General features: G+C 74.7%; 18 protein-coding genes. 13 read left to right on the forward strand and 5 right to left on the reverse strand.

Translation table 11 applies throughout. The features are described from left to right. Positions 1-257: 257 nt before the first annotated feature. The 7 genes from FIC82_RS05630 to FIC82_RS05660 are packed head-to-tail and all read left to right on the forward strand — an operon-like array spanning position 258 to position 7,748. Positions 258-1,496, forward strand: a complete 1,239-nt coding sequence (locus FIC82_RS05630) for an inositol-3-phosphate synthase (RefSeq protein WP_154797879.1) — start codon at positions 258-260, stop codon at positions 1,494-1,496. Beyond that, entirely contained in the window at positions 1,493-2,416 is a 924-nt protein-coding gene (locus FIC82_RS05635) for an SCO3242 family prenyltransferase (protein WP_168731523.1), read from the forward strand. Before FIC82_RS05630 ends, FIC82_RS05635 begins: the two co-directional genes overlap by 4 nt. Continuing rightward, entirely contained in the window at positions 2,413-3,360 is a 948-nt protein-coding gene (locus FIC82_RS05640) for a sugar phosphate isomerase/epimerase family protein (RefSeq protein ID WP_253691505.1), read from the forward strand. The genes FIC82_RS05635 and FIC82_RS05640 overlap by 4 nt, the downstream gene beginning before the upstream one ends. Further along, positions 3,357-4,061: an EboA domain-containing protein gene (locus FIC82_RS05645; RefSeq protein WP_171445692.1), complete on the forward strand. Its 705-nt coding sequence runs from the start codon at positions 3,357-3,359 to the stop codon at positions 4,059-4,061. The genes FIC82_RS05640 and FIC82_RS05645 overlap by 4 nt, the downstream gene beginning before the upstream one ends. Next, positions 4,061-4,939 carry a TatD family hydrolase gene (locus FIC82_RS05650; protein WP_154797880.1) on the forward strand — a complete coding sequence of 293 codons (879 nt, stop codon included), beginning with the start codon at positions 4,061-4,063 and terminating at the stop codon, positions 4,937-4,939. The genes FIC82_RS05645 and FIC82_RS05650 overlap by 1 nt, the downstream gene beginning before the upstream one ends. Before the next feature lie 23 nt (positions 4,940-4,962). Next, on the forward strand, positions 4,963-6,333 hold the full coding sequence (gene eboE, locus FIC82_RS05655; protein ID WP_171445693.1) for a metabolite traffic protein EboE: 1,371 nt from the start codon (positions 4,963-4,965) through the stop codon (positions 6,331-6,333). Then, complete coding sequence (locus FIC82_RS05660) at positions 6,330-7,748, forward strand: alkaline phosphatase family protein (protein ID WP_154797881.1); 1,419 nt, start codon at positions 6,330-6,332, stop codon at positions 7,746-7,748. Before eboE ends, FIC82_RS05660 begins: the two co-directional genes overlap by 4 nt. A 20-nt stretch (positions 7,749-7,768) precedes the next feature. Here the strand turns inward: FIC82_RS05660 and FIC82_RS05665 are convergent, their stop codons facing one another. After that, a complete protein-coding gene (locus FIC82_RS05665) occupies positions 7,769-8,995 on the reverse strand; it encodes an alpha/beta hydrolase family protein (protein ID WP_154797882.1) in 1,227 nt (408 codons plus the stop codon). Between the two features lie 173 nt (positions 8,996-9,168). Between FIC82_RS05665 and FIC82_RS05670 the strand changes: the two genes are divergently transcribed. Continuing rightward, the gene (locus tag FIC82_RS05670) at positions 9,169-9,525 is read left to right on the forward strand and encodes an iron chaperone (RefSeq protein ID WP_154797883.1); all 357 of its coding nucleotides are present in this window, start codon (positions 9,169-9,171) and stop codon (positions 9,523-9,525) included. Between the two features lie 69 nt (positions 9,526-9,594). Here the strand turns inward: FIC82_RS05670 and FIC82_RS05675 are convergent, their stop codons facing one another. Continuing rightward, positions 9,595-10,284, reverse strand: coding sequence for a DUF4241 domain-containing protein (locus FIC82_RS05675; RefSeq protein WP_154797884.1), 690 nt, complete (start codon positions 10,282-10,284; stop codon positions 9,595-9,597). A gap of 143 nt (positions 10,285-10,427) precedes the next feature. Beyond that, the gene (locus tag FIC82_RS05680; RefSeq protein WP_154797885.1) at positions 10,428-14,045 is read right to left on the reverse strand and encodes a S8 family peptidase; all 3,618 of its coding nucleotides are present in this window, start codon (positions 14,043-14,045) and stop codon (positions 10,428-10,430) included. A gap of 277 nt (positions 14,046-14,322) precedes the next feature. On the opposite strand from FIC82_RS05680, the gene FIC82_RS05685 reads away from it, so the two are divergent. Together FIC82_RS05685 and FIC82_RS05690 are read left to right on the forward strand one after the other, a co-directional pair. After that, entirely contained in the window at positions 14,323-15,033 is a 711-nt protein-coding gene (locus tag FIC82_RS05685) for a hypothetical protein (RefSeq protein ID WP_154797886.1), read from the forward strand. 148 nt (positions 15,034-15,181) lie between these two features. After that, a complete protein-coding gene (locus FIC82_RS05690) occupies positions 15,182-15,625 on the forward strand; it encodes an OsmC family peroxiredoxin (RefSeq protein WP_154797887.1) in 444 nt (147 codons plus the stop codon). Between the two features lie 99 nt (positions 15,626-15,724). Here FIC82_RS05690 and FIC82_RS05695 read toward each other — a convergent pair whose 3' ends face one another. Together FIC82_RS05695 and FIC82_RS05700 are read right to left on the reverse strand one after the other, a co-directional pair. Then, positions 15,725-16,759 carry an NAD-dependent epimerase/dehydratase family protein gene (locus FIC82_RS05695; RefSeq protein WP_154797888.1) on the reverse strand — a complete coding sequence of 345 codons (1,035 nt, stop codon included), beginning with the start codon at positions 16,757-16,759 and terminating at the stop codon, positions 15,725-15,727. A 53-nt stretch (positions 16,760-16,812) separates the two neighbouring features. Further along, entirely contained in the window at positions 16,813-17,520 is a 708-nt protein-coding gene (locus FIC82_RS05700) for a TetR/AcrR family transcriptional regulator (protein ID WP_168731524.1), read from the reverse strand. Between the two features lie 115 nt (positions 17,521-17,635). Here FIC82_RS05700 and FIC82_RS05705 point away from each other — a divergent pair, with 115 nt between their 5' ends. The 3 genes from FIC82_RS05705 (at position 17,636) to FIC82_RS05715 (ending at position 24,380) form a co-directional block, all read left to right on the forward strand. Continuing rightward, complete coding sequence (locus tag FIC82_RS05705) at positions 17,636-18,481, forward strand: hypothetical protein (RefSeq protein WP_216609994.1); 846 nt, start codon at positions 17,636-17,638, stop codon at positions 18,479-18,481. Continuing rightward, positions 18,478-20,580, forward strand: coding sequence for a YhgE/Pip domain-containing protein (locus FIC82_RS05710; RefSeq protein ID WP_154797890.1), 2,103 nt, complete (start codon positions 18,478-18,480; stop codon positions 20,578-20,580). Before FIC82_RS05705 ends, FIC82_RS05710 begins: the two co-directional genes overlap by 4 nt. An 881-nt stretch (positions 20,581-21,461) precedes the next feature. Then, complete coding sequence (locus FIC82_RS05715) at positions 21,462-24,380, forward strand: FAD-binding and (Fe-S)-binding domain-containing protein (protein WP_154799879.1); 2,919 nt, start codon at positions 21,462-21,464, stop codon at positions 24,378-24,380. Position 24,381 lies beyond the last annotated feature (1 nt).

Here is a 24,381-nt window from a genome sequence, read left to right on the forward strand (position 1 = left end):
CATCGTCCGGATGACGACCGTCAGGTCGTGTTCGGCGTGCGCTTTTGCATCGTGCAAGGGTTCTGCCTCGCGAAAGTGGGCACGCTTTTGATTGACCATCGACAAAAGTGTGACTAGGGTCGCAGCAGACCGGGCGCCACCGGGTCCGAGAGCGTTCACACGCCCTCGCCCGTGCGCGCGGTCCGACGGTGGCAGGGAGGCCATCGTCGTCGTGCTCGGCGGCGCTCCGGCGCCCGCCGACGGGAACGGGAGCAACGATGCACCACTTCGCTTCTGACGGCTCGTCAGACCGCCCGGCTCCGGACGCGCGCACGGGGCTCTGGCTCGTCGGCGCCCGCGGATCCGTCGCGACCACCGCGACCCTGGGCCTCGCGGCCATCGCCGACGGGCGTGCCGCGCCGACGGGGTGCGTCACCGTCTCCGAGCCCTTCGCGTCCGCCCCGCTCCCGTCGTTCGGCGACCTCGTCGTCGGCGGCCACGACATCTCCGACGTCTCCATGGTCAAGCGCGCCGAGCTGCTCGTCGAGGCCGGGATGATCGCCCCGCGCCTGCTCACCGCCGCGCACGCCGCGCTCGAGCGGGCCGACGCCGAGGTCCGGCCCGGCTACTCCGCCCACCCTGCCGAGGGGGCGCCCCGCGAGTCGCAGCAGGCCGCGGCGGAGCGGCTCGCCGCGGACATCGTCGACTTCCGCGAGCGGCACGGCCTCGCGCGCGTCGTCGTCGTCGACCTCGTGTCCACGGAGCCCCTGCCCGAGCCGGCCCCCGAGCTCTCCGACCGCGACCTCCTGCGGGCGGCGCTCGCCGACCCGGAGCGCGCCGTCCTGCCGCCGAGCTCCGTGACCGCGTACGCCGCGCTGCTCGCGGGCGCCCCGTTCGCCGAGTTCACGCCGTCGGCGAGCATGCACCTGCCGGTGCTCCTCGAGCTCGCGGCCGAGCTCGGGGTCCCGGTCGCGGGCCAGGACGGCAAGACCGGCCAGACGTGGCTGCGCACGATCCTCGCGCCCGCCTTCGCGGCGCGCGGCCTGCGCGTGCTGTCCTGGGCGGGGGCCAACCTGCTCGGCGGCGGCGACGGCGCGACCCTCGCCGACCCCGAGGCGGTGCAGAGCAAGCTCGCCTCCAAGTCGCGCGGCCTGCAGGACCTCACGGGCAGCGAGGTCACCCCGCTGCACATCGACAACGTGCCGGACCTGGGCGACATCAAGGTCGCGTGGGACCACGTGCACGTCGAGGGCTTCCTCGGCTCGCGCCTCACGCTGCAGACCACGTGGTCCGCCTACGACTCGATGCTCGCGGCCCCGCTCGTGCTCGACCTCGCGCGCCTGCTCGCGCTCGCCGACGCCGCCGGGTACGGGGGTCCGGTCGCCGAGCTCGGGTTCTTCTTCAAGGACCCGTGGGGGAGCGACGTGCACGACTTCGCGGCGCAGACCGTCGCGCTCGCGGACTGGGTCCGCGAGGCGTCCGCCCGCGTCGGCGCCGCACCGGCCGACCGGTCGTGACCGGCTCGCTCCACGACCACCTCGACCTGGTCCGCGCCCCCGCGGTCCTCTCGGTGGTCGGTGACACGCTCGCGGGCGCGGCAGCCGCCGGCCACGCGCTGACGCCGCGCCGCGCGCTGCTCCCCGTGGCCTCCGCGTGCCTCTACGCGGGCGGCATGGCGCTCAACGACTACGCGGACCGGCACCTCGACGCGGTCGAGCGGCCCGAGCGCCCGATCCCGTCCGGCCGGATCTCGGAGCGTCGCGCGCTCCAGGTCGCCGTGGGGCTCACGGCGGCGGGCGTCGGTCTCGCCGCGGCGGGCGGCGGCGCCCGTGCGCTGGCCGTCGCCGTCCCGCTCGCTGCGAGCGTCTGGACGTACGACACGGTCGCCAAGGAGCACGCGGCGGGCCCCGTCGTCATGGCCGCGTGCCGTGGTCTCGACGTCCTCATGGGTGCGGGCGTCGGGCACCTGCGCGCCGCGCTGCCCGCGGCGGCAGGGATGGCGGTGCACACCGCGGGGGTGACGCTCGTGTCGCGCGGCGAGGTGCACGGCACGACGTCGTCGCTCGCCACCGCCGTGGCCGCGGCCACCGCGGTGGGCGGTGCGGTCGTCGGCGTCGGGGCGCTGCGTCGCGGTCGCGGGGACGGCCCGGGCCGCAGGACGCGCGTGGCGACGGCGGTCGCCGGGGCGGTGGCGGCCGGCGCGTACCTCGCGACGGCGCTGCCCCGCCAGGTCGACGCCGCGATCACGCCCTCCGCGGGCAACGCCTTCGCGGCCACCAAGGCGGGGATCCGGGCGATGCTCCCGCTCCAGGCGGCGTGGGCCGCGCGCGGTGGCAGCCTCGCGTCGGTCGCGGTGCTCGCGGGCGTCGAGGTCGCGGGACGGCTCCTGCGCCGCGCCGGGCGCGGGCCCGGCCGTGCCGAGATGAGCGAGACGTGAGCGCGGACGAGGCCCCCGGGCGGAGCATGCCGTTCACCCTCGGGTACGGCACCAACGGCTTCACGGACCACCCGCTCGACGTCGCGCTCGACGTGCTCGACCACGAGGGCTACGGCGCCGTCGCGCTCACGCTCGGGTTCCCGCACCTCGACCCGTTCGCGGACGGGTGGCGCGCGGAGGCCGACGCGCTGCGCGCACGGCTCGACGCGCTGTGCGGCGGGGCGGGGATGCGGGTCGTCGTCGAGACGGGCACGCGGTTCCTCCTCGACCCGTACCGCAAGCACCGGCCCACGCTCGTGGACGCCGAGGCCGACGCCCGGCTGCGGTTCCTGGGCCGTGCGGTCGAGATCGCGGCCGCTCTCGACGCCGAGTGCGTCTCGTTCTTCTCGGGCGTCCTGCCCGACGGCTCGTCCCCGTCCGACGGCTGGGCGCTCCTGCGCGACCGCCTGCCCGTGCTCGTCGAGCACGCGCGCGCCCACGGCGTGCGGCTCTCGCTCGAGCCCGAGCCCGGCATGCTCGTCGAGACCGTCGGTGACGCCCTGCGGCTGCGCGACGAGCTCGGCGGCGACGCCGGTGACCTGGCGGGCCTCGGCATCACGGTCGACGTCGGGCACTGCCTCGTCGTCGAGCCCGGCGGCGTCGTGGGCGCGCTGCGCGCCGCCGCGCCGTACCTCGCCAACGTGCAGCTCGACGACATGCCGCGCACGCACCACGAGCACCGGCCCTTCGGCGAGGGTGAGATCGACCTGCCGCTCGTGCTCGCGACGCTCGCCGACGTCGGGTACACCGGCGTCGCCGCGGTCGAGCTGCCCCGCCACTCGTACGACGCCCCCGGCCTCGCGCACCGCAGCATGACAGCGCTGCAAGCGGCCTGGGCGACCCGGGGCGCGAGCACGCCCGACCAGGACCGATCCCTCTCCGACCACCCCCAGGAGGCGCCATGACCGAGCCAGCCCCCGCCGCCCCCGCGGCCCCGGACGGCGCGACCACCGAGGGCGAGCGCTGGCTCGCCGAGGCGCGCGCCGCCGTCGGGCAGGACCCCGCGGCGGTGTCGCGCGCGTTCGCGCTCGCGGGTCGCAAGGTCGGCCGGTCACCGGTCCGTCCCGAGACGGACCCCGCGGGCACCGTCCACGGCACCGTCGACGACGCCGCGCGCACCGCGCTCGTCGTCGCCCTCGCCGAGGCGGTCGGCCGCCGCGGCACGGACGGCGACGCGGCGCTCGCCGCGCGCCTCGCCGACCTGTACCAGCACGGGGACACCGCCGAGCGGCGCGGGGTGCTGCGTGGTCTCGACGCGCTCACCGAGCGCGGGGCGCTCGCGGGCGAGGCGGCGACGTCGGTCGTCGCGGTCGGCCGCGACCTCGCCGCGGACGCGCTGCGCACCAACGACCAGAGCCTCGTCGCGGCGGCGGTCGGGCCGTTCGCGGCGGCGCACCTCGACCAGCACGTGTGGCGCCACGCCGTCCTCAAGCTCGTGTTCATGGGCGTCAGCCTCGACGCCGTCGCCGGTCTCGACGACCGCGCGGACGACGAGCTCGCCCGCATGGCGCGCGACTTCGCCGCCGAGCGCCGCGCGGCGGGACGCGTCGTGCCCGACGACGTCGCCCGCCTCGCCCCTGACGTCACCACCGGGAGGACCGCCTGATGCGCATCTTCGACCCCCACATCCACATGACGAGCCGCACGACGGACGACTACGAGGCCCTGTACGCCGCGGGCGTGCGCGCGCTCGTCGAGCCGGCGTTCTGGCTCGGCCAGCCGCGCACGAACGTGGGGTCGTTCCTCGACTACTTCGACGCGCTGCTGGGCTGGGAGCGGTTCCGGGCCGCGCAGTTCGGCATCCGTCACCACGCGACGATCGCCCTCAACCCCAAGGAGGCGAACGACGCGCGCTGCCGCGAGGTGCTCGACGAGATCCCGCGCTACCTGCTGAAGGACGGCGTCGTGGCGGTCGGCGAGGTCGGGTACGACTCGATGACGCCCGAGGAGGACGAGGTGTTCTCCCGCCAGCTCCAGATGGCGCGCGACGTCGACCTGCCGGTCCTCGTGCACACGCCGCACCGCGACAAGCTCTCGGGCACGCGCCGCACGCTCGACGTCGTGCGCGAGTCCGGGGTGCCGTCCGAGCACGTGCTCGTCGACCACCTCAACGAGACGAACGTGGCGCTGGTGCTCGACGCCGGGGCGTGGGCCGGGTTCTCGATCTACCCGGACACGAAGATGGACGAGGACCGCATGGTCGCGATCCTCCAGGAGCACGGCACCGACCGGATGATCGTCAACTCCGCAGCCGACTGGGGGCGCTCCGACCCGCTCAAGACGCTCAAGACCGGACGCGCGATGCTCGCCGCCGGGTTCACCGACGACGACGTCGACAAGGTGCTGTGGCGCAACCCCGTCGAGTTCTACGGGCAGTCCGGCAACCTCGTGCTCGACCCGGTGCCGGGCTTCGTCGAGGGCGACCTCCCGTCGCCCGGCGTGGAGTTCGAGGGCTCGTCCGTGCTGCGCGGCGTGCGGGCCTGACGGCACGTCGGAAGGGCACCACCATGCTGTTGTCGTACTGCACCAACGTCCACCCCGCCGAGGACCTCGACGGGGTCGTCGACCAGCTCGTCACCTACGCGGGTCCCGTCCGCGAGGCCGCGGGGCTCGACGTCCTCGGCGTCGGGCTGTGGATGCCCGCGACGCTCGCGCACCGGCTCGCGGCGTCCCCGGCGGACCGCGCGTGGCTCCGCGCCGTCCTCGACGAGCAGGGCCTCCAGGTCCACACGCTCAACGCGTTCCCGTACGGCGGGTTCCACGCGGACGTCGTCAAGCTCGACGTCTACACGCCCACGTGGGCCGACCCTGCGCGGCTGGAGTACACGCTCGCGTGCGCGGAGGTCCTCGCCGACCTCCTGCCCGACGGCGTCCCCGGCTCGATCTCGACGCTCCCTCTCGCGTGGCGTGAGCCGTGGTCGGACGCCGACGACGAGGCCGCGACGCGCGCGTTCGTCGCCCTGGGCGAAGGGCTGCGCGACCTCCGCGAGCGGACGGGGAAGGTCGTCCGGGTCGCGGTCGAGCCGGAGCCGGGCTGCGTGCTGGACACGGTCGACGACGTCGTGAGCTGGCTCGCGGCGCGGACGGGGCCGGTGGGCTCTGCCGGTGCGTCGGACGAGGGGCGGATCGACCCCGAGCACGTCGGGGTGTGCCTCGACACGTGCCACCTTGCGGTGTCGTTCGCGGACCGCCGCGCGGGGACGGCCGAGACGGTGCGTCGCATCACCGATTCGGGGCTGCGGGTCGTCAAGGTGCAGGCGTCCGCCGCGCTGCACGTCGACGACCCGTCCGACCCCGTCGCACGGTCCGCCGTCGGGGCGTTCGCCGAGAAGCGGTACATCCACCAGGTGCGCGAGCTGACCGCCACCGGCGACGTGCTCGCCGCGGACGACCTGCCCGACGCGCTGGGTGGCGCCACCGCACCGGAGCCGGGGGACGCCGTCGGGCACGACGACGCCGGGCAGGACGGCGACGCGCCCACCGCGACGATCGGGCGACCGGGCGCGCTGCCGGGGGAGGGGCCGTGGCGCGTGCACTTCCACGTGCCGCTGCACCACGAGCCCGCCCCGCCGCTCGCGGCGACGACCGACGTCCTGCGGGACGCGGTCGACGCGGTCCGCGCGGCACCGCACGGCGACGAGGCCCACCTCGACGTCGAGACGTACACGTGGTCGGTGCTCCCCGAGGGCGCAACCACGACCTCGCTCGTCGCGGGCATAGCGGCCGAGCTCCGCTGGGCCACCACCCACCTCACCCCCACCCCCGCCGAACACGACACGGAGGACGCGAACGGGCCGTTGACGACCCCCATGTCGGGTTCGACGGCGGGCCATGTCGTGCTCGGCGGGCAGGACACCACCACCAGGAGGACCGCATGAAGCCCGTGCTGCTGCTCGATGTCGTCGGGCTCACCTCGACCGCGCTCGCGCACATGCCGCGCCTGCGCCAGCTCGCCGCGAGCGGGTGGCAGTCCGAGCTCGCGACCGTGCTGCCCGCGGTGACGTGCAGCGTCCAGGCCACGATGACGACCGGGCTCAGCCCGTCGCAGCACGGGATCGTCGGGAACGGCTGGTACTTCCGCGAGCTCGGCGACGTGTACCTGTGGCGGCAGCACGCCCGGCTCGTCGAGGGCGAGAAGCTGTGGGAGGCCGCGCGCCGCGCACGCCGCGAGTACTCGTCGGCGAACGTGTGCTGGTGGAACGCGATGGGCATGACGACCGACGTCACCGTCACGCCGCGACCGATCTACCACGCCGACGGTCGCAAGTCCCCGGACGCGTACGTGCGCCCGCCGGCGCTGCACGACGACCTCGTCGGCCGGTTCGGCGAGTTCCCCCTGTTCACGTACTGGGGTCCGACGGCGGACATCTCCTCGTCGCGGTGGATCGTCGACGCGACCCGGCACGTGCTCCGGACGCACGCCCCGGATCTCACGATGGCGTACGTCCCGCACCTCGACTACGACCTCCAGCGGTTCGGGCCGACGTCCCCGCAGGCCGACGCCGCCGCGGCCGAGCTCGACGCGACGCTCGCCCCCCTGCTCGACGACGCCGCGAACCAGGGCGTCACCGTCCTCGTGGTCTCCGAGTACGGCATCGCGGACGTTGACACCCCCGTGCACCTCAACCGCATCCTGCGCCGCGAGGGCCTGCTCGAGGTCTACGTGCAGGACGGCAAGGAGCAGCTCGACCCGTGGACGTCGCGCGCGTTCGCCGTCGCGGACCACCAGGTCGCGCACGTCTACCTGGGGGACCAGCACGACCCCGCGCTCAAGCGTCGCGTCACCGACCTGCTGCGCGGCGTCCCGGGCGTCGACGAGGTGCTCGACCGCGAGGCGCAGGCCCGGTACGGGCTCGACCACGAGCGCTCGGGAGACCTCGTCGTCGTCGCCGAGCCGGGCGCCTGGTTCACGTACTACTTCTGGCTCGACGACGCGCGCGCGCCGGAGTACGCGCGCGGCGTCGACATCCACCGCAAGCCGGGCTACGACCCCGCCGAGCTGTTCTTCGACCCCGCGGACAAGCTGGCGAAGGCGAAGGCCGGTCTCAACCTCGTGAAGAAGAAGGTCGGCCTGCGGTACGCGATGAGCACGGTCCCGCTCGACGCCTCGTACGTGAAGGGCTCGCACGGCCGGCTCCCGGTCTCGTCGGCCGACACCCCCCTCGTGCTGTGCTCCGACGCCGAGGTGCCGGCGTCGGTCGCGGGGATCGTGGAGAGCGGTTCGGGACAGGTCCCGGCCGCGGCGATCAAGGGCCTCGTGCTGGAGCTGCAAGGGCTCGGCGTCCGGGTCTGACCTGGGAGGACGCCGGGTCCCTACCGGGCGAGACGCTCGTCGAGCCAGTCGAACATGCGCTGCTCGGTGAGGGCGCGGGCGAGAGGCTGGCAGTGCGCGCTCGCGCCCTCGTCGTCGCTGAAGGTGACGAGGGTCGCGCCCGGCACGAGCCCGGCGAGTCGTTCCGACTGCCCGGGCCAGAACTGCTCGTCCTCGGGGCTCGTGACGAGCAGCGGCGTCGTGACCTGTCCGGCGACGTCGGAGGCGTCGTACCGGCGGACCTCGCGCAAGGTCGCGGCGTACCCGTCGACGCCGTACGGCCGCGCGCGGAAGCGCCACGTCCGCGCGGTGCCCTTCGAGAAGCGCATCCCCAGCTCCATGTCACGGTCGAAGGCGCGGTCGTCGCCCTTGTCGAGCAGCTTCAGCAGGCTCTTGGGCACCTCGCGCTCCCACGAGGCCGCGACGGCCAGCACGCCCGGGTCGACGACGGCAGCCGCCGGGCGGTGCTCGAACGCGAGCGCGCGCGTGACCCAGTAGCCGGCCTGGCTGATCCCGTACACCGCGACACGGTCCGCGTCGACGTCGGGCCGGGCGACGACGGCGTCGAGCACCGGCGTGAGGACCGCCTCGAAGTCGGGGCGGAACGGGACGCCGTGCTCGAAGAGCATCGACTGCTGGCCGGGGCCGTCGAACACGAGGGCGTGGTACCCCCGGCGCAGGGCCCCGGACACGCACGCGGACCAGAGCGCCGTCGTCGAGCCGTCCGAGCCGTTGACGGCGACGAGCGTAGGCCGTGGCTCGTCGGACGAGCCCGGCGCCCGGAAGAACCACCCGGGCAGCGTGGCGCCCTCGTAGGGGAGGGCCACGCGCTCGACCTCGAGGTCGACGAGGTCGACCCAACGGTCCCACGCGGCGCGGTGCTTGCGGAACGTCGGCAGGAGCAGCTCGTCGTCGTCGAGCGCCGCGACCGCGTTCACCGCCACGGCGAGGTAGGCCGACGCGCGCAGGAACGCGGAGGCCCCGCTGACGCGGTGCCCGGCCGCGGCCGACGACTCGCCCAGGGCGGCGACCCGGTCGCCGAGCGCGTCCCAGGCGCGGAACCACGCGCGGTGGTCCGTCCCGACGTCGGCGACGGCGGCGAGGACCTCGCCCACGTCCGCGGCGCCCGAGAACGCGGCGCCGAGGACCGTGCGGATCTCGTAGTCGACGTCGGCGTCGTGGGAGAACCGTCCGGAGAGGCTGCTCCGGTGCGTGCCGTGCCCGGGCATGGTGGCCCCCTGCGGTCGTCGGTCTGTACGGGATCCTCTCCAGGCTAGGAGCCTCCCGTCCGCTCCGCGCGGGCTGGCTCCCCGGGGGGGCCGGTCTCGGCCGGGGAGGTTGACACGCGGGACGATTGAGCGAGGATCGTGACGACGACCAGGAGAAGAGGATCACGACGCCCATGACGACCCCGGCCGACCACGACGCCTACATCGCCGCGGCACCCGAGGCCTTCCGGCCCTCGCTGACCCGCCTGCGCACGATCCTGTCCCGCGTCCTCCCGGAGGCGGAGGAGATCGTGGCCTACGACATGCCGGGGTTCAGCATCGGCGGCTCGGTCGTCGCGAGCTACGCGGCGTTCAGCCGGCAGTGCGGCCTGTACCTCCTCCCGGAGGCCGTCGCCGAGCACGCCGAAGAGATCGCGGCCTCCGGTCTCCGGTCGACCAAGACCGGCGTCACCTTCTCGCCGAGCAGGCCGATCCCGGACGACCTCGTCGAGCGGCTGGCGCGGTCGTCGCGAGACGCTGCCGCGGGCTAGACGACATCACACCGAGCCAGCACGAGCCCTGCTCCGTCCGCGGGGCGTGCGCACCCTCCGAGGGGCGCGTCAGTCGTCGTCCTCGTCCGGGAGCGCGACGAGGAGGTCGAGGTGCAGGCCGAGGACGGTGCCGTCCGCCGCGACGGTGCGCACGAGCGGGTAGAAGCCGTCGCCCCACCCCGAGTGGGAGATCACGACGTTCTCGCCGTCCCGCGCGCCCGGGAGCAGGATGTTCGCCGACCCCTCGCGCAGGTGGTCGGGAGAGTCCGTGAGCGCGAACCAGCTCGTGTCCGTGCCGTCGTCGAAGACCTCCTCGTACCAGTCGCCGTCCGGCATGAGGCGCGCGACGGCGTCGGCGTCCGCGAACGCGACGGTCCCGGCGTCGACCGGCACGCCGAACGCCGCGCCGGCCTCGGGCGGCCCGTCGGCACCCTCGGGCACGACCGGCTCGACGGCCGCCACCTCGCCGTCGGCGAGCACGACGCTCAGGTACGCCTCGCGCAGGTGGGAGCCGTCCTGCTCGTCGGAGACGTCGGCGACGGTGACGCGCACGGGGTACCGGCCCGGCTCCACCTGGACGACGAGACCCTCGCCGAGCAGCGTGAACGGGTCCGACGCCTCGAGCCGGCCGCTGGGCAGGACGAGCTCGCCCAGGTCGTGCACGGTGAGGCGCAGGCCGGGGCTCCCGGCGGGCCCCGTCCCCGCGGCGGGGCCGGGGCGCAGGGCGAAGAAGGTGTCAGGGGCGGGGAAGTCGCTCACGCCGCGAGCGTATCCGCCGCCCGCTGCTCAGGCCCCCTCGAGCCCCCTCGGACCCACCCGTGCCCCTCGTAGCCCCCCGACACCCAGGACGCGGCGAGGGCCGCCACCCGGACGGGTGACGGCCCTCGTGGAGCGGCGCAGGACTACGAGCAGCTCAGCGCGTCGAAGTCCGCGTCGTAGGTCGTCGTGATCTCCTCGCCGTCGATCTCGGCGGTGAGCGTCGCGGTCACGGAGCCCGCGTCGAACGACGCGGAGCGCGACGAGAACGACTGGTAGGCGTTCTTGCCGTCCTTGACGTTCGGGAACGTCTTCTCGCCGTACGGCGTGGTGACCACGACGTCGGCCGTCGCGCCCGACTCGTTGAGCACGCGGACCGCGACGTGCGCCTTGCCGCCGAGGCAGCGCGCCTCCGCGGTGACCGTCGCGTCGACGACGGCGGACGTCGTGACGTCCACGGTCTGCCAGCGCTTGGTCGCCGTCGCGTTGTGCAGGTGCAGCAGCAGGAGCTTGCCGCTGCCCGCCTCGGCCGCGGCCTGCGAGCGGTGCACCGGGATCGACGCGTCGTCCGCCCCGATGTACACGAGCTGGTCGCCGCCCTCGAACCAGTAGGCCGGGTCGTACGGGTCACCCGTGAACGTCTCGGTCGCGTCGACGAGCTGGTCGGCGGCCTGCGAGTACGGCGAGTACGTGAGGACCTGGAACGTCGGCACGTCGCCCTCCTCGATGCCGAGCGACCCGATGCCCACGGGGAGGACGACGACGTTGTTGTCGAACACGGAGGTGTCGACGTTCCCCCACAGCGTGTTGATCGGCTGGAGGTCGACGTTGTCGCCGGCCTCGTACGCGGTGCCGTCCGGGGCGGTCCAGTCCTTGAGCGTGAACGTCGCCGCGAGGGTCAGGTCCGTCTCGCTGTTGTACTTGATCGCCGCGACCTCGAAGTCGGCGGAACCGTCGGAGTCGACGTCGACCTCGACCGCGGGGATCGAGACCGAGCCGAGGCTCGCCCACTGCCCGTCGACCGCGACGCCGATGCCGATGACGCCGTCCGCGGGGTCGCCTCCTGCCGCGGCGACCTGCGGCGCCGTCGACGAGAAGCCGACCGCGCGCACGTCCGCCGCCGCGATCGCGGACGCCGAGGCGCCGACCGCCGCGTCCGCCTCGAGGCGCGGGCTCGTCGTCTTGAGCTCGAACGGGGCGACGAGCGAGTACCAGCCGCCCGACGCCACGCCGCGGCCGTCGAGGCCGAGGTCGGCGGTGTCCGCCGAACCCGGGAAGGCGACGTCGTCGCCGGTCAGGTCGCTCACCAGCTTCGGCGACGCCTGGACGGGGACGCGGAGCTCGGAGCCCCCGTCGGTCGGGGTGAGCACCACGCGACCGCTGACCGACGACACGAAGTCGCGCGGCACGCCGAGACCGGAGTCGGCCGACGACGTCGGGTCGAGCTCCTTGGCGAGCGTCGCGGGGTCCGCGGTGAGCGTCACGGTCACGACCGTGCGCTGCCCCGCGGGGACGGTGACCGACGCCGGGGCGACCGACACGGTCGCGCCGCCCGCGGTGCTGGACTGCGCGAAGCTCGTCGCGTACGTCTTCGGGGCGTCGCCCGTGTTCTGCACGGTCACGGTCTTGCGCACCGTCACGGTGTCCGCGCCGACGGGCACGACGCCGAACGCCACGGACACCTGGTCGGAGTCCTGCGACGCGTAGGCGAGGGTCGAGTTCGTCGCGGCGTCGACGGCGTCGACGCGCCCGGAGCCCACGCGCTCGGGGCCGTAGGCGGTCCCGGTGCCCGACGGGCCCGTGAAGACGTCGTGCGTCGCGGTGTTCATGACCGACGCCTTGACCTCGGCCGGCGCCCAGCCCGGGTGGGCCTCCTTGACGAGCGCAGCGATGCCGGCGACGTGCGGCGTCGCCATGGACGTGCCGGACTTGATGCTCGCGCCGTCGAGGCGACCGGACGCGACGGACGCGATCCCCGTGCCGGGGGCCGCGACGTCGGGCTTGGCGATGCCGAGCGAGCCGTGCACGCCGCGCGACGACCCGCTGTTGAGCGTGTCGCCGATCTCCGGGATCGAGACGAACGACGAGAGCGCGAGCGACGGGCCGATCGTCATCGTGACCTCGCCGGCCTCGATCGCCGGGCGCAGGGCGTCGTGGCTCGGCCCGGTGAGCTGTGCGCCGGGGATGCCGGCGTTCCCGGCGATGCCGGCGACGAACGAGTCGAGCTCGGAGGAGAGCAGCACGCCGACCGCGCCCGCGGCCTGCGCGTTGTTGAACCGCGCGCCGCTGCCGCACGCGCGCGTCGCGTCGTCGTCGTCCCAGTACAGGAACGCGATCTTGCCCGCGACCGCCGCGGCCTGCTCCGGCGTGAACGCCTGGCACCCGTCGACGTCGCCCCCGAGGAACGCGACCGGGGCGGTCACGTCCGCACCGCCCGCGTAGTTCACCGAGTTCTGGGCCGGGTAGGTGCCCACGAGCGACTCCGGGGCCTCGACGCGCACCGCGTCGAACGTCTGGGTGTCGCCGACCGAGTTCGCGACCGTGAGGGCGGTCCGCGCGTTGCCGGGCGAGCCGCCGACGTCGGTCACGTCGCCCGCGTTGCCCGACGCGATGACGGACAGCGTGCCGAGGCGCGAGAGCTGGTCGATGAACAGGTTCTCCGGGTCGTCCGCGGGCGAGCCGTCGGAGCCGAGGGAGAGGTTGACGATGTCGAGGCGGTCGGACAGGTCGCCGTCGCCGTTCGGGTCGGCCGCCCACTCGAGCGCGTCGACGACGACGCCCGTCGAGCCGCCGAGGTCGCCGAACACCTTCAGCGCGTAGATGCCCGCCTCGGGCGCCGAGCCCGGGCCGACCTGCCAGTCGGAGATGTCCGTGAGCGTCGAGTAGTCGCCGTCGAACGTCTCGCCGTCCGCGGTGACGCCGTACGCCGCCGTCGTGCCCGCGACGTGCGAGCCGTGGCCCGAGCCGACCGAGTCGAGCGAGTCGATGGGGTTCTCGTCGGGCGTCGGCACGAGCGTCGTGCCGGGGACGGTGCCGCTCGCGTCGTAGTCGTACCCCGCGAAGTCGTGCCCGCCGAGGTACTTCAGCTCGTCGAACGTGCCGTCGGGCACCGGGCCGGTGCCGCGGTCGCCGTACGCCTCGTCGAACGCCTCCTGCGTGCCGGGGCCGCCGAACGCCTTGTGCGTGTAGTCGACGCCCGTGTCGATGATGCCGATCCGCACGCCCTCGCCGGTGAGGCCCGTGCTCTGCCACGTCTCGAGCGCCCGCGTGAACACGTCCGTGCCCTTGTTCGCCGGCTTCTTGGGGATGATCCGGTAGACCGTGACGACCGAGGCGTCGCGCGCGAGGTCGCGCACCCGGGCCGCGTCGCCCGTGACGACGACGCCCGCGACGAGCGTGCTCGTCACCGACACCTGCTGCGGGTCGCGCGCGCCGGCGCTGCGGGCGGTCGCCTGCTGCGGGACGACGTCGTCCGCGAGCTGTGCGACCTCCTGCGCGTTGGCCTCGACCTCGTCCGGGCTCGCGCCCTGCGCCGCGAGGTCGACCGCCGACGGAGCGTCGAGCTCGACGAACGCCGTCACCGTGCCGGTCGCCTTCGCGAGCGACGGGGCGACCTTGTCGGTCGGGGCGAGCGACTCGCCCGACTGCACGCCGAGGTCGGGGGCGGGTGGTGGGTCCGCGGCGGCGGGTGCGGCAGCAGCCGCGACGACCGCGAGGCTCGCGGCGGCGGCAGTCAGTGACACGGGCAGAGAACGGTGCTTCATCGACACTCATCTCCCCGGCAGGGCCGGTTCGGCGAAGGGTTCGTGGATGGGTCCTTCCCAGCGGTCTCGCCCGGGTGGGACGGAGGCCACCCGAGCACGGTAACCAACGACACCCTGACCTGCCCAGCGGCGGGACTTCCGTACCGGAGACAACCGGTCCGCGCCGCCCTAGGATGCGGGCGGGGTCACGGGACGTGGCCGTCCCGTGGGAGTCCCCTTCCCGCGTCAGGTCCACGAGGTGCGAACCCGGGGGCGTGGCCCACGCAGAAGGAGAACCATGACCAGATCCTCGCTCCGCGTCCTGTCCGCCGCGCTCGTCGCCGGGCTCGCCCTCTCGGCCGCGGCAGCGGCCCCCGCTCTCGCCTCGGAGCCGGACCTGCGCGTCGTGACGTGGGACCGGACCACCGACGCCGCCGACCCGGTCTCGACCGGGGAGAGCTGCGCGGTCCAGGCCCTGCCGGTCCTGCCCGGTGAGGACCCCGCCGACGTCCCGACCGCCCCCGAGACCTGCTTCGGGTCGCTCGAGGAGGCGCTCGAGTTCGCGTCGGGCGGCGAGGTCGCGGCGTCGCGGCTCGCCGACGCGACACGGGGCGACGTCGACGGCGTGGTCGCCGAGCTCAACGCGGCGGCGACGGCCGCGCCGCGGCTCGCCGGCACGGAGCGGGCGGTGGCCGCGGCGCCCAGCTCGCTCGTCCTGGGGGTGCTCTGGCGCGACGCCAACTACAAGGGTGCCTCCAAGGTGCTCTACGGGCAGGGCACCAACGGGTGCTACACCGGTTCTACGTACGGGTTCCCCAACCTGGCGAGCTTCCTCATGAACAACGTGGTCACGTCCGCGACGAGCTACGCAGGGTGCTGGGTGACCCTCTACGACGCGTACAGCTACGCGGGGGCGAAGAAGAACTGCACGCCGCACTGCCCCACGCTGGGCACGTTCGACAACAAGGCGTCCTCGGTCGTCTACCGCCCCGTGGGCCAGCTCGGCTGAGGCCTCGTGCCGGGTGCGCCGGGTGCTTCCGGGTCGTCGTGCGGGACTGTGACGTGCGCCGCCATCCGGGGCAGGCGGGCCGTCCGCGCGTTACGGTCGGGGCGAGCCCGGGTCGGTCCGGGCACCCCGACGTCGAAGGAGATCTCGCATGCCCACGCGTATCGCTCGTACCGCCTGGAACGGTGGACTGCAGGACGGCCAGGGCCAGGTCGAGCTCACGAGCTCGAAGGTCGGCACGTACGACGTCTCGTTCCCGCGCCGCGCCGCGGACGACGCGGGCGGCGTCACGAGCCCCGAGGAGCTCATCGCCGCAGCACACTCGTCCTGCTTCGCGATGCAGTTCTCGGCCGTGCTCGCCGAGGCCGGCGCGACGCCCGTCTCGCTCGAGGTGACCGCCGAGGTCACGCTCGCGCCGGACCCCGCGGGCGGCTTCCAGATCCCGACGATCGCGCTCACGGTGCGCGGCGAGGTCGAGGGCATCGACGCGGCCGGGTTCCAGCAGGCGGCCGAGACGGCCAAGGCGACGTGCCCCGTGTCGAAGGCGCTCGCGGGCGTCCCGACGATCACGCTGGACGCCGCGCTCGAGAGCTGACGCGGGCGCCGTCGCGCCGAGCACGAGACGAGGGTCGCTGTCCGACGGGCAGCGACCCTCGTTCGTGCTCGGCGACGCCGGGGCGCGGCCCGGGAACGTTCAGCGGGGCAGGAGCGGCGGCGACGACGTCCCGGCGCCCGCACGGACGCCGTCGACCAGCTCGGCGAGGGTGTCCCTGGCGTCGTGGACGGGCGTCCAGCGCAGCCGCTCGCGCGCGAGCCCGGTGTCGAGGACCGGGACCCGCATGGACATGTCGAGCCAGTCCGCCCCGACGGGGACGAGCCGCGCGGCGCGGGCCAGGCGGACCGCCGTGCGCACCGACCCGTAGGGCACCTGCTCCAAGTGCCCGTCGGCGACGACGTCCGCGACGTCCTGGGGCCCGAGCACGGTCGGGTGGGCGACGTTGAACGGCCCTGGGTGGCGCCCCACGACGATCCGGGCGTAGGCCTCGGCGAGGTCGTCGGCGTGGACCACCTGGAACCGCAGGCCCTCCGGGACGCGGACGGACTCCAGCGGGCTGCGTCGCAGCGCGCGGGTGACGACGGGCCCGAGCAGGTCGCGGGCGATCTGCGACGCGGCGTCGCGCTGGAGGACGAGGGGCGACCGCACGCGCGACACGACGATCCCGTCGGTGCGGTCGACGTCGTCGAGCAGGGCCTCGACCGCCGCCTTGTCCTGCGCGTGGGGCGCCCCGGAGGCACCCCGGACCGGCCAGCCCTCGGAGACGGGGACGTCCCGCGCGTCGCCCGCGTACGGGGCGGGGGAGCAGGCCGCGACCGACGACGCGACCACGAGGTGGGCCACGCCTGCGTGGCGCGCGGCCGCGACGACGGCGCGCGTGCCGTCCACGTTCGCGCGACGCCGCCCCTGCCCGCCTCGGTCCGCCCACGCGAGGTGCACGACGACGTCGGCCCCGTCGAACGCGGTGCCGAGCCGGGTGGCGGCGTCGGCCTGCGTGACGTCGGCGTAGCGCCACGTCGCCGTGTCGTGCGGGAACCGGACGGTGCTCGACCCGTCGGCGCGCGGCACGTGCCGCGCGACCGCCACGACGGACGTCACGACGGGCTCGGTCGCGAGCCGGCGCAGCAGCGCGGTGCCGACGTTCCCGCTCGCCCCGACGACCACCACGCGCATGCGCTGCCTCCCGATCTCGTCCCCGCCGCGTCCCGGCGGGCGCTCTCCCGACGCTAGCCCGCCGCGCCGGAGTTCGCCCGGGCGATGGCGAGGACGGCGCCGCGCGCGGGTTCGGGGAGCTCGGGGACGAGGACGACGGCGCTCGCGAGGACGAGCCGCTCGATCTCGGTGCGAGACAGGTCGCTCCCGCCGAGCCACGCCGCGGTGACGTTCTCGACGAGCGCGACCCAGCCCGCGGCGATCAGCCGGAGGCGCGGCGACGTGAGCGGCGCGCCGGACGTCGCGGAGACCGTGGAGGTGAGCCGGGCGACGAGGCCCTCGCGGACGCGCGCGAGCGCCGTCTGCGTCGCGTCGTCCTCCGCGAGCGCACCGCGCCATAGGTCCTGCCAGACGAGCCGGCGGGCCTCGACCGCGTCGAGGAACGAGGCGACGGCGAGCGCCGGGCGCTCCACGAGGGGACGATCGTCCGGTGCGACGGTCGCCGCCTCGAGCCCCGCCACGGCCTCGAGCGCGACGGCCCGGCGCAGCCCCGCGGTGGACCCGAAGTAGTGGAAGACGAGCGCCTTCGAGGCTCCCGAGCGCGCGGCCACGGCCGCGGGGGTCAGGGAGTCCAGGCCGTGCTCGTCGGCCTGCTGCGCGGCTGCGTCGAGCAGCTCGCGACGTCGGTCGGCGGGCTCGCGACGGCGGCGCGCGCCGTGCGGCAGGTGCGCCGCGTCGGAGGGAGACCGGGGATCGACGGAGGGGGCGGGCGTGCGGGGCATGACATCTGTTGTACGCCGTTGTTGACCGTGAGTCAACAAGAGGCGTAGCGTTGTTGACCGTGAGTCAACGGCGTCCTCGGGGAGGACCGAGGACCCACGAGAGGGAAGAGCCGGGATGCAGATCACGCTGACGGACGTCCGCGTCGACGGGCGGCGCGAGCCCATGCTCGAGCCGATGGACCTCGCCTGGTCCACGGGCGAGTGCGTGCTCGTCGCGGGCGAGCCCGGGCACGGGCACACCGCCCTCGCGCTCGTCGCCACCGGGCGGTTCGACCCGTCGGGGGGCGAGGTCCGGCTCCTGCCGGCGGACGCGCCGTCGCGCCGGGCCGGGCGCACGTCCCGCGGTGCCGCCGCGACGCTGCGCGACGTGACCGCCGTCGTCGACGTCCCCGGCATCAGCGAGCCCGACGACGCGCTCACCGTGTCCGACGTCGTCGCCGAGGGCCTCGCGCTCGCCGGGCGACGGTCCCTGCCCTCCGATGTCACGCGCTGGCTCGCCGACCACTCGCTCACCGCCGACCGCGCGCGGCGCCTCGACCAGGTCCCCGGGGTCGTGCGCACCGCCCTGCTCGCGGCGCTCGCGGCCGAGGACCCCGACGTTCGCTTCCTTGTGCTCACCCTCCCGGACCGCCACGGCGGCGAGCCGTCGGGCTGGTGGGAGGTCGCGCTCTCGCTCGCCGGCGCGGGCTACGGCGTCCTCGTGCAGTGCACGCGCGCGTCGGCCCGCGACCTCGGCGTCGACCTCCCGCCCGCGCGCGGCGCCTCGATCCACGAGCCGCCCGTCGTCGTCCTCCGGACCCGCCCCACCCCGCCGCCCGCCCCGGACCCGGCGCCCGATCCCCACCCGGTCCCGGACGCTGCCGAACCCGGGGTCGTTCCTCAGCCGGACGACGACCTGAGGAACGATCCCGGGCTCGACGAGCGCGCCGACACCCAGGACGACCCCGAGGAGGGCCGATGACCGCGATCCGCCTCGGGCTGTCCGAGCTGCGCCGCCTCGCCGCGGGCACGCTGCCGCGCCTCGCCATCCTGGCGATGGCGCTCATCCCCACCCTCTACGCCGGGCTGTACCTGTTCGCGAACCACGACCCGTACGACAAGCTCGACGAGATCCCCGCCGCGCTCGTCGTCCTGGACGAGGGCACCACGACGACGGACGCCCAGACGGGGGCGACGACGGAGCGCCACTTTGGCCGCGACGTCGCCGACCAGCTCCTCGACGACGGCGGGTTCGGTTGGGTCGAGACGAGCCAGGTCGACGCCGAGTACGGCGTGCGGTCCGGCCGGTACGACGCCGCGCTCGTCATCGGGCCGACGTTCTCCGCCGACCTCGCGTCCGCGGGCGAGTTCGAGCCCCAGCAGGCGAGCCTCACGCTCATCACCAACGACGCGAACAACTACCTCGCGCGCACCATCGCGGACCAGATCGTCGGCAAGGTGCGCGACTCGATCGCCGAGCAGGTCGGGACCGAGGCCGCGGACACGTTCCTGCGCGGCTTCGCGTCCATCCACACCAACCTCGCCGACGCCGTCGACGGCGCGGACCAGCTCCTCGACGGGTCGACGCAGCTCCGTGACGGCCTCGTCACCGCGGACGACGGCGCGCACACGCTCGCCACCGGCGCGGGCCAGGCCGCCGACGGCGCCGAGCGTCTCGACGTGAGCACCGGGACGCTCACGGACGCCGTCGGGCAGCTCGACGACGGCGCCGAGTCCCTGGCCACCGGGCTCGCGACGCTCCGCGGCGCGACGTCGTCGCTGCCCGACCAGACCCAGCAACTCGCCGACGGCGCCGCGCAGGTCGCGGACGGGAACGCGCAGGTCGCGCAGTACGGGCAGCAGGCCGCCGACGCGGCGGGCCAGGTGCTCCCGACGCTCGACACGATCCGCGGCGACGTCGACGCACGGCTCGACCAGCTCGTCGCCGACGGCGTCCTCGACCAGGCGACGGCCGACCAGGTGCGGTCGCAGGTCGCACCCGTGCTCGACCAGCAGCGCGAGCAGGTCCAGGGCGCCGTCGACCAGGTGACCGCGGCCTCCGGGAAGCTCGACCAGCTCGCCGACGGCTCGCGCCAGGTGTCCGACGGCGCGGCCCGCCTCGCGGAGGCGACGCCGCAGCTCACTGCCGGGATCGCCACGGCCGCCGACGGCGCGGACCGCCTCGCCGACGGCACCGGGCAGCTCGCCGCCGCGACCCCGCAGCTCGTGGACGGCGTCTCGCAGCTCGCCGACGGCACGCGCCAGGTGTCCGACGGGGCCACCTCGCTCGCCGACGGCACGTCGCAGCTGCGCGACGGCTCGGGCGAGCTCGTCGACGGCGTCACGCAGCTCCGCGACGGGCTCGCCGACGGCCTCGGCCAGGTGCCCGACCTCGACGAGCAGACGCGCCAGGACACGGCCGAGACCATCGGCAACCCGGTGTCGGTGGAGAACGAGGCGCTGTCCTCCGCGGGGACGTACGGCGGCGGCCTCGCGCCGTTCTTCCTGTCCCTCGCGACGTGGATCGGCGCCTACGTGCTCTTCCTGCTGGTGCGCCCGCTGTCGTCGCGGGCCCTCGCCGCCGGGCGGTCCGGCCTGGCCACCGCCCTGGGCGGGTGGCTCACCCCGGCCACGATCGGCGTCGTGCAGGTCGCCGCGATGTTCACCGTGACCAAGTTCGCGCTCGACATCGACCCCGCCCACGGCGTCGGCACCGCGCTGTTCCTCGTGCTCGTGTCCGCGACGTTCGTCGCGATCCTCCAGGCGCTCAACGTCTGGCTCGGTGCGGCCGGGCAGTTCCTCGGGCTCGTGCTCATGCTCGTCCAGCTCGTCACCGCGGGAGGCACGTTTCCCTGGCAGACGATCCCCGAGCCGCTGCGCTCGATGCACCAGTTCCTGCCCATGACGTACGCCGTCGAGGGACTGCGCCAGCTCCTCTACGGCGGCAACATGGCGACGGTGACGCGCGACGTCACGGTCCTCCTCGTCGTCCTGGCGGGCGCCCTCGCCCTGACCACCGTCGCCGCCCGCAGGCAACGCGTCTGGACCATCAAGAAGCTCCAACCGGAACTCGTCCTCTGACCCCGAGATCGAACCCTGGTCCGCCGAGGTAGAACCGTGGTCCCGCGAGGTAGAACCGTGGTCGCGCGAGGAAGGGCCTGGTTCTTGTGCCGGATGGCGTGTGGCTGGCTTGGGTGGTCGGGGTGGGTGGTGGTGCCGCGTCTACCATCCGCCGCTCGTCCCTCGCGGCTCCCGCCAGGCCCACCACGACGCGGCACCACCACCCACCCCGACCGGCGTCGTCGCACCCTGGTCTGTGCGCGCCTCGGGCGACCGCCCGCGGTGTCGGATCCGCCAGCGTCGCATCGCGCCGAGCAGGTGGTTCTGGCTGGTCCTGGGTGGTGGACGAACCGTGATCACCTGTTCGGCCTGCCGGGACCGCCTGGTCGGCCAGGCGTCGGGGCATGGCGGGGCCGACAGGTGAGCGGTGGGGGTGGGCTCGGATGCGAAGGGGCGTCAAAGCCGCGCTCCGAGAACCCACGGCCGAAAGACCAGGGTGACGGCGCGGCAGCCCCGAGCACCGAGACCACCCCCACCGCGGACCCGACCACGCGGGCCTGAGACCCGACCACGCGGGCCTGAGACCCGACCACGCGGGCCTGAGACCCGACCACGCGGGCCTGAGACCCGACCACGGTTCTATCTCGCGCAACCACGGTTCTACCCCGGCGGATCGGAGAGCCACGGGGCGGACGGTTCCGGGCCCCGGGGCGCGAGGGTGCGAGAATCGCGACGTGTCCGCTGAGATCGACGCCACCACGACCCCCGCCCCGCCGCACGACGGGAACGGTTCGCGGCGGTCCGGCTCCCGCGCGACGACGTCGCCGGAGGCGGAGCGCGCGGCCGCTCTCCGCGAGGCCGAACGCGCGGCCGACGTCGCGCGCACGGCGCTCGCCGAGGCGCTGCGGACGGTCGTGCGCGGCGCGGTCGACTCCTCGACGCGGCGCCGCGCCGAGTACTCGACGGACGCGTCGAACTACCGCGTCGTGCCCGAGGCCGTGGTGTACCCGCAGGACGCGGACGACGTCGTCGCGGCGCTCGACGTGCTGCGCGAGCTCGAGGTCCCGGTCACGGCGCGCGGCGCCGGGACGTCGGTCGCGGGCAACTCGATCGGCCCGGGCGTGGTGCTCGACTTCACGCGGCACGTGAACCGCGTGCTCGACGTGGACCCGGAGGCGCGCACGGCCCGCATCGAGCCGGGCGTCGTCATGTCGGCGCTCCAGCAGGAGGCGGCGCCGCACGGCCTGCGGTTCGGGCCGGACCCGTCCACGCAGAACCGCGCGACGCTCGGCGGCATGATCGGCAACAACGCGTGCGGCCCGCACGCGGTCGCCTACGGCCGTACGGTCGACAACGTCCTCGCGCTCGACGTCGTCGACGGGCACGGCCGCCGCTTCACCGCGGGCAAGGGCGACCCGACGTTCGCCGACGTCCCGGGTCTCGCGGAGCTCGTCCGCGAGAACCTGGCGCTCATCCGGACGGAGTTCGGGCGGTTCGGGCGCCAGGTGTCGGGCTACTCGCTCGAGCACCTGCTCCCGGAGAACGGCTCGGACCTCGCCAAGGCGCTCGTCGGGACCGAGGGCACGCTCGTGACGATCCTCGAGGCCACGGTCCGCCTCGTTCCCGTGCCGTCCAAGCCGACGCTCGTCGTGCTGGGCTACCCGGACATGCCCTCCGCGGCCGACGACGTCCCGACCTTCCTGAACCTCAGCCCCCTCGCGGTCGAGGGCCTCGACGCGCGGCTCGTCGACGTCGTGCGCCGCGCCAAGGGCGACGCGTCCGTGCCGCCGCTGCCGCCGGGCGCGGGCTGGCTCATGGTCGAGGTCGGGGGCGCGACCCCCGAGGAGGCGATGGCGAACGCGGAGGCGATCGTCGCGGCGTCGGGCAGCGAGGCGACGATGATCCTGCCCGCGGGCCCCGACGCGACCAAGATGTGGCAGATCCGGGCCGACGGCGCGGGGCTGGCCGGGCGCACGCCCGCGGGCGAGCAGGCGTGGCCAGGCTGGGAGGACTCCGCCGTCCCGCCGGAGAGGCTGGGCGACTACCTGCGCGACCTCGACGCGCTCATGGCGCGCTACGGCGTCGACGGCCTGCCGTACGGGCACTTCGGCGACGGCTGCGTGCACCTGCGCATCGACATCCCGCTCGAGGCGTCGGGCTCCGTGCTGCGCACGTTCATGCTCGAGGCGGCCGAGCTCGTCGCGAAGTACGGCGGCTCGCTCTCGGGCGAGCACGGCGACGGCCGCGCGCGCTCGGAGCTCCTGCCGGTCATGTACAGCCCCGAGGCGATCGCGCTCATGGAGCGGTTCAAGGCGCTGTTCGACCCGCAGGACGTCATGAACCCGGGCGTCGTCGTGCGCCCGAGCGCGGTCGACGACGACCTGCGCCGCCCGCACGCGCACCCGCTGCTCTCGAAGGTCGGCGCACCGGGGACGCCCGGGACGAGCACTGCCGCACCCGCCAAGGTCACGAAGATCTCGCGCCGCGCCGGCTACCAGGGCTTCTCCTTCGCGCACGACCACGGCGACATGACCCAGGCCGTGCACCGCTGCGTCGGCGTCGGCAAGTGCCGCGCGGACAACAGCGCCGCGGGCGGGTTCATGTGCCCGTCGTACCAGGCGACCAAGGACGAGAAGGACGTCACGCGCGCCCGCGCCCGCGTGCTCCAGGAGGCGGTGAACGGCACGCTCGTCGGCGGGCTCGCGGCACCGGAGGTGCGCGGCTCGCTCGACCTGTGCCTGTCGTGCAAGGCGTGCTCGAGCGACTGCCCCGCGGGCGTCGACATGGCGCAGTACAAGTCCGAGGTGCTGTACCGCACCTACCGCGGCAAGTTGCGTCCGGTCGACCACTACTCGCTCGGCTGGCTCCCGATCTGGGCGCGGCTCGCGACGGGGATGCCGCGCCTGGCTAACAAGCTGCTCGGCATCCGCCCGCTCGCGAAGACGGTCCTCTGGGCGGGCGGCATGGACACGCGCCGCTCGATGACGACGTTCGCCGAGGTGCCCTTCCGCACGTGGTGGAAGCGCGGCGGCGCGACCCAAGGCGTCCCCGGGCTGCGCATCGGTCAGAGACCGGGCCACCCCGTGCGCGACGAGCGGCCCAAGGTCGTGCTGTGGACCGACTCGTTCAGCGACAACATGTCGCCGGGCGTTCCCCAGGCGGCCGTCAAGGTGCTCACCGCGGCCGGGTACGACGTCGTCGTCCCCGACGAGCAGGCGTGCTGCGGCCTCACGTGGATCAGCACGGGCCAGCTCGACGGCGCGCGCAAGCGCCTGGAGAACCTGCTGTCCGTGCTCGGCCCGTACGCCGTGAACGGCATCCCGATCATGGGCCTCGAGCCGTCGTGCACCGCGGTGCTGCGCTCCGACCTCGTCGACCTGTTCCCCGACGACCCGCGCGCCCAGGCCGTCTCCGCCGCGACGCGCACGCTCGCCGAGCTCCTCACGTCCGTGGACACCGCGCCCGGCCGCGAGTCCGGGTGGCGCGTGCCCGACCTGTCGGACGTGACCGCCGTCGTGCAGCCGCACTGCCACCAGCACTCGGTGATGGGCTTCGCCGCCGACGAGCGGCTGCTGCGCGACGCGGGCGCGACGATCAAGGTCCTCGCCGGCTGCTGCGGCCTCGCGGGCAACTTCGGCATGCAGAAGGGCCACTACGAGACGTCGGTCGCCGTCGCGGAGAACGCGCTGCTGCCCGCGCTGCGCGACGCCGCGCCGGGCGACGTGTACCTCGCGGACGGGTTCTCGTGCCGGACGCAGGCCGACGACCTCGCCGGCGTGCAGGGCAAGGCCCTCGTCGAGCTCCTCGCCGAACGGATCTGAC

It is taken from the genome of Cellulosimicrobium protaetiae (assembly GCF_009708005.2).
GTDB lineage: Bacteria > Actinomycetota > Actinomycetes > Actinomycetales > Cellulomonadaceae > Cellulosimicrobium > Cellulosimicrobium protaetiae.

Coding starts and splice junctions, on each gene's coding strand:
- FIC82_RS05630 (WP_154797879.1), top strand. CDS start 258: ATGCACCACTTCGCTTCTGACGGCTCGTCAGACCGCCCGGCTCCGGAC.
- FIC82_RS05645 (WP_171445692.1), top strand. CDS start 3,357: ATGACCGAGCCAGCCCCCGCCGCCCCCGCGGCCCCGGACGGCGCGACC.
- FIC82_RS05650 (WP_154797880.1), top strand. CDS start 4,061: ATGCGCATCTTCGACCCCCACATCCACATGACGAGCCGCACGACGGAC.
- eboE (WP_171445693.1), top strand. CDS start 4,963: ATGCTGTTGTCGTACTGCACCAACGTCCACCCCGCCGAGGACCTCGAC.
- FIC82_RS05660 (WP_154797881.1), top strand. CDS start 6,330: ATGAAGCCCGTGCTGCTGCTCGATGTCGTCGGGCTCACCTCGACCGCG.
- FIC82_RS05665 (WP_154797882.1), bottom strand. CDS start 8,995: ATGCCCGGGCACGGCACGCACCGGAGCAGCCTCTCCGGACGGTTCTCC.
- FIC82_RS05670 (WP_154797883.1), top strand. CDS start 9,169: ATGACGACCCCGGCCGACCACGACGCCTACATCGCCGCGGCACCCGAG.
- FIC82_RS05680 (WP_154797885.1), bottom strand. CDS start 14,045: ATGAAGCACCGTTCTCTGCCCGTGTCACTGACTGCCGCCGCCGCGAGC.
- FIC82_RS05685 (WP_154797886.1), top strand. CDS start 14,323: ATGACCAGATCCTCGCTCCGCGTCCTGTCCGCCGCGCTCGTCGCCGGG.
- FIC82_RS05690 (WP_154797887.1), top strand. CDS start 15,182: ATGCCCACGCGTATCGCTCGTACCGCCTGGAACGGTGGACTGCAGGAC.
- FIC82_RS05695 (WP_154797888.1), bottom strand. CDS start 16,759: ATGCGCGTGGTGGTCGTCGGGGCGAGCGGGAACGTCGGCACCGCGCTG.
- FIC82_RS05700 (WP_168731524.1), bottom strand. CDS start 17,520: ATGCCCCGCACGCCCGCCCCCTCCGTCGATCCCCGGTCTCCCTCCGAC.
- FIC82_RS05705 (WP_216609994.1), top strand. CDS start 17,636: ATGCAGATCACGCTGACGGACGTCCGCGTCGACGGGCGGCGCGAGCCC.
- FIC82_RS05710 (WP_154797890.1), top strand. CDS start 18,478: ATGACCGCGATCCGCCTCGGGCTGTCCGAGCTGCGCCGCCTCGCCGCG.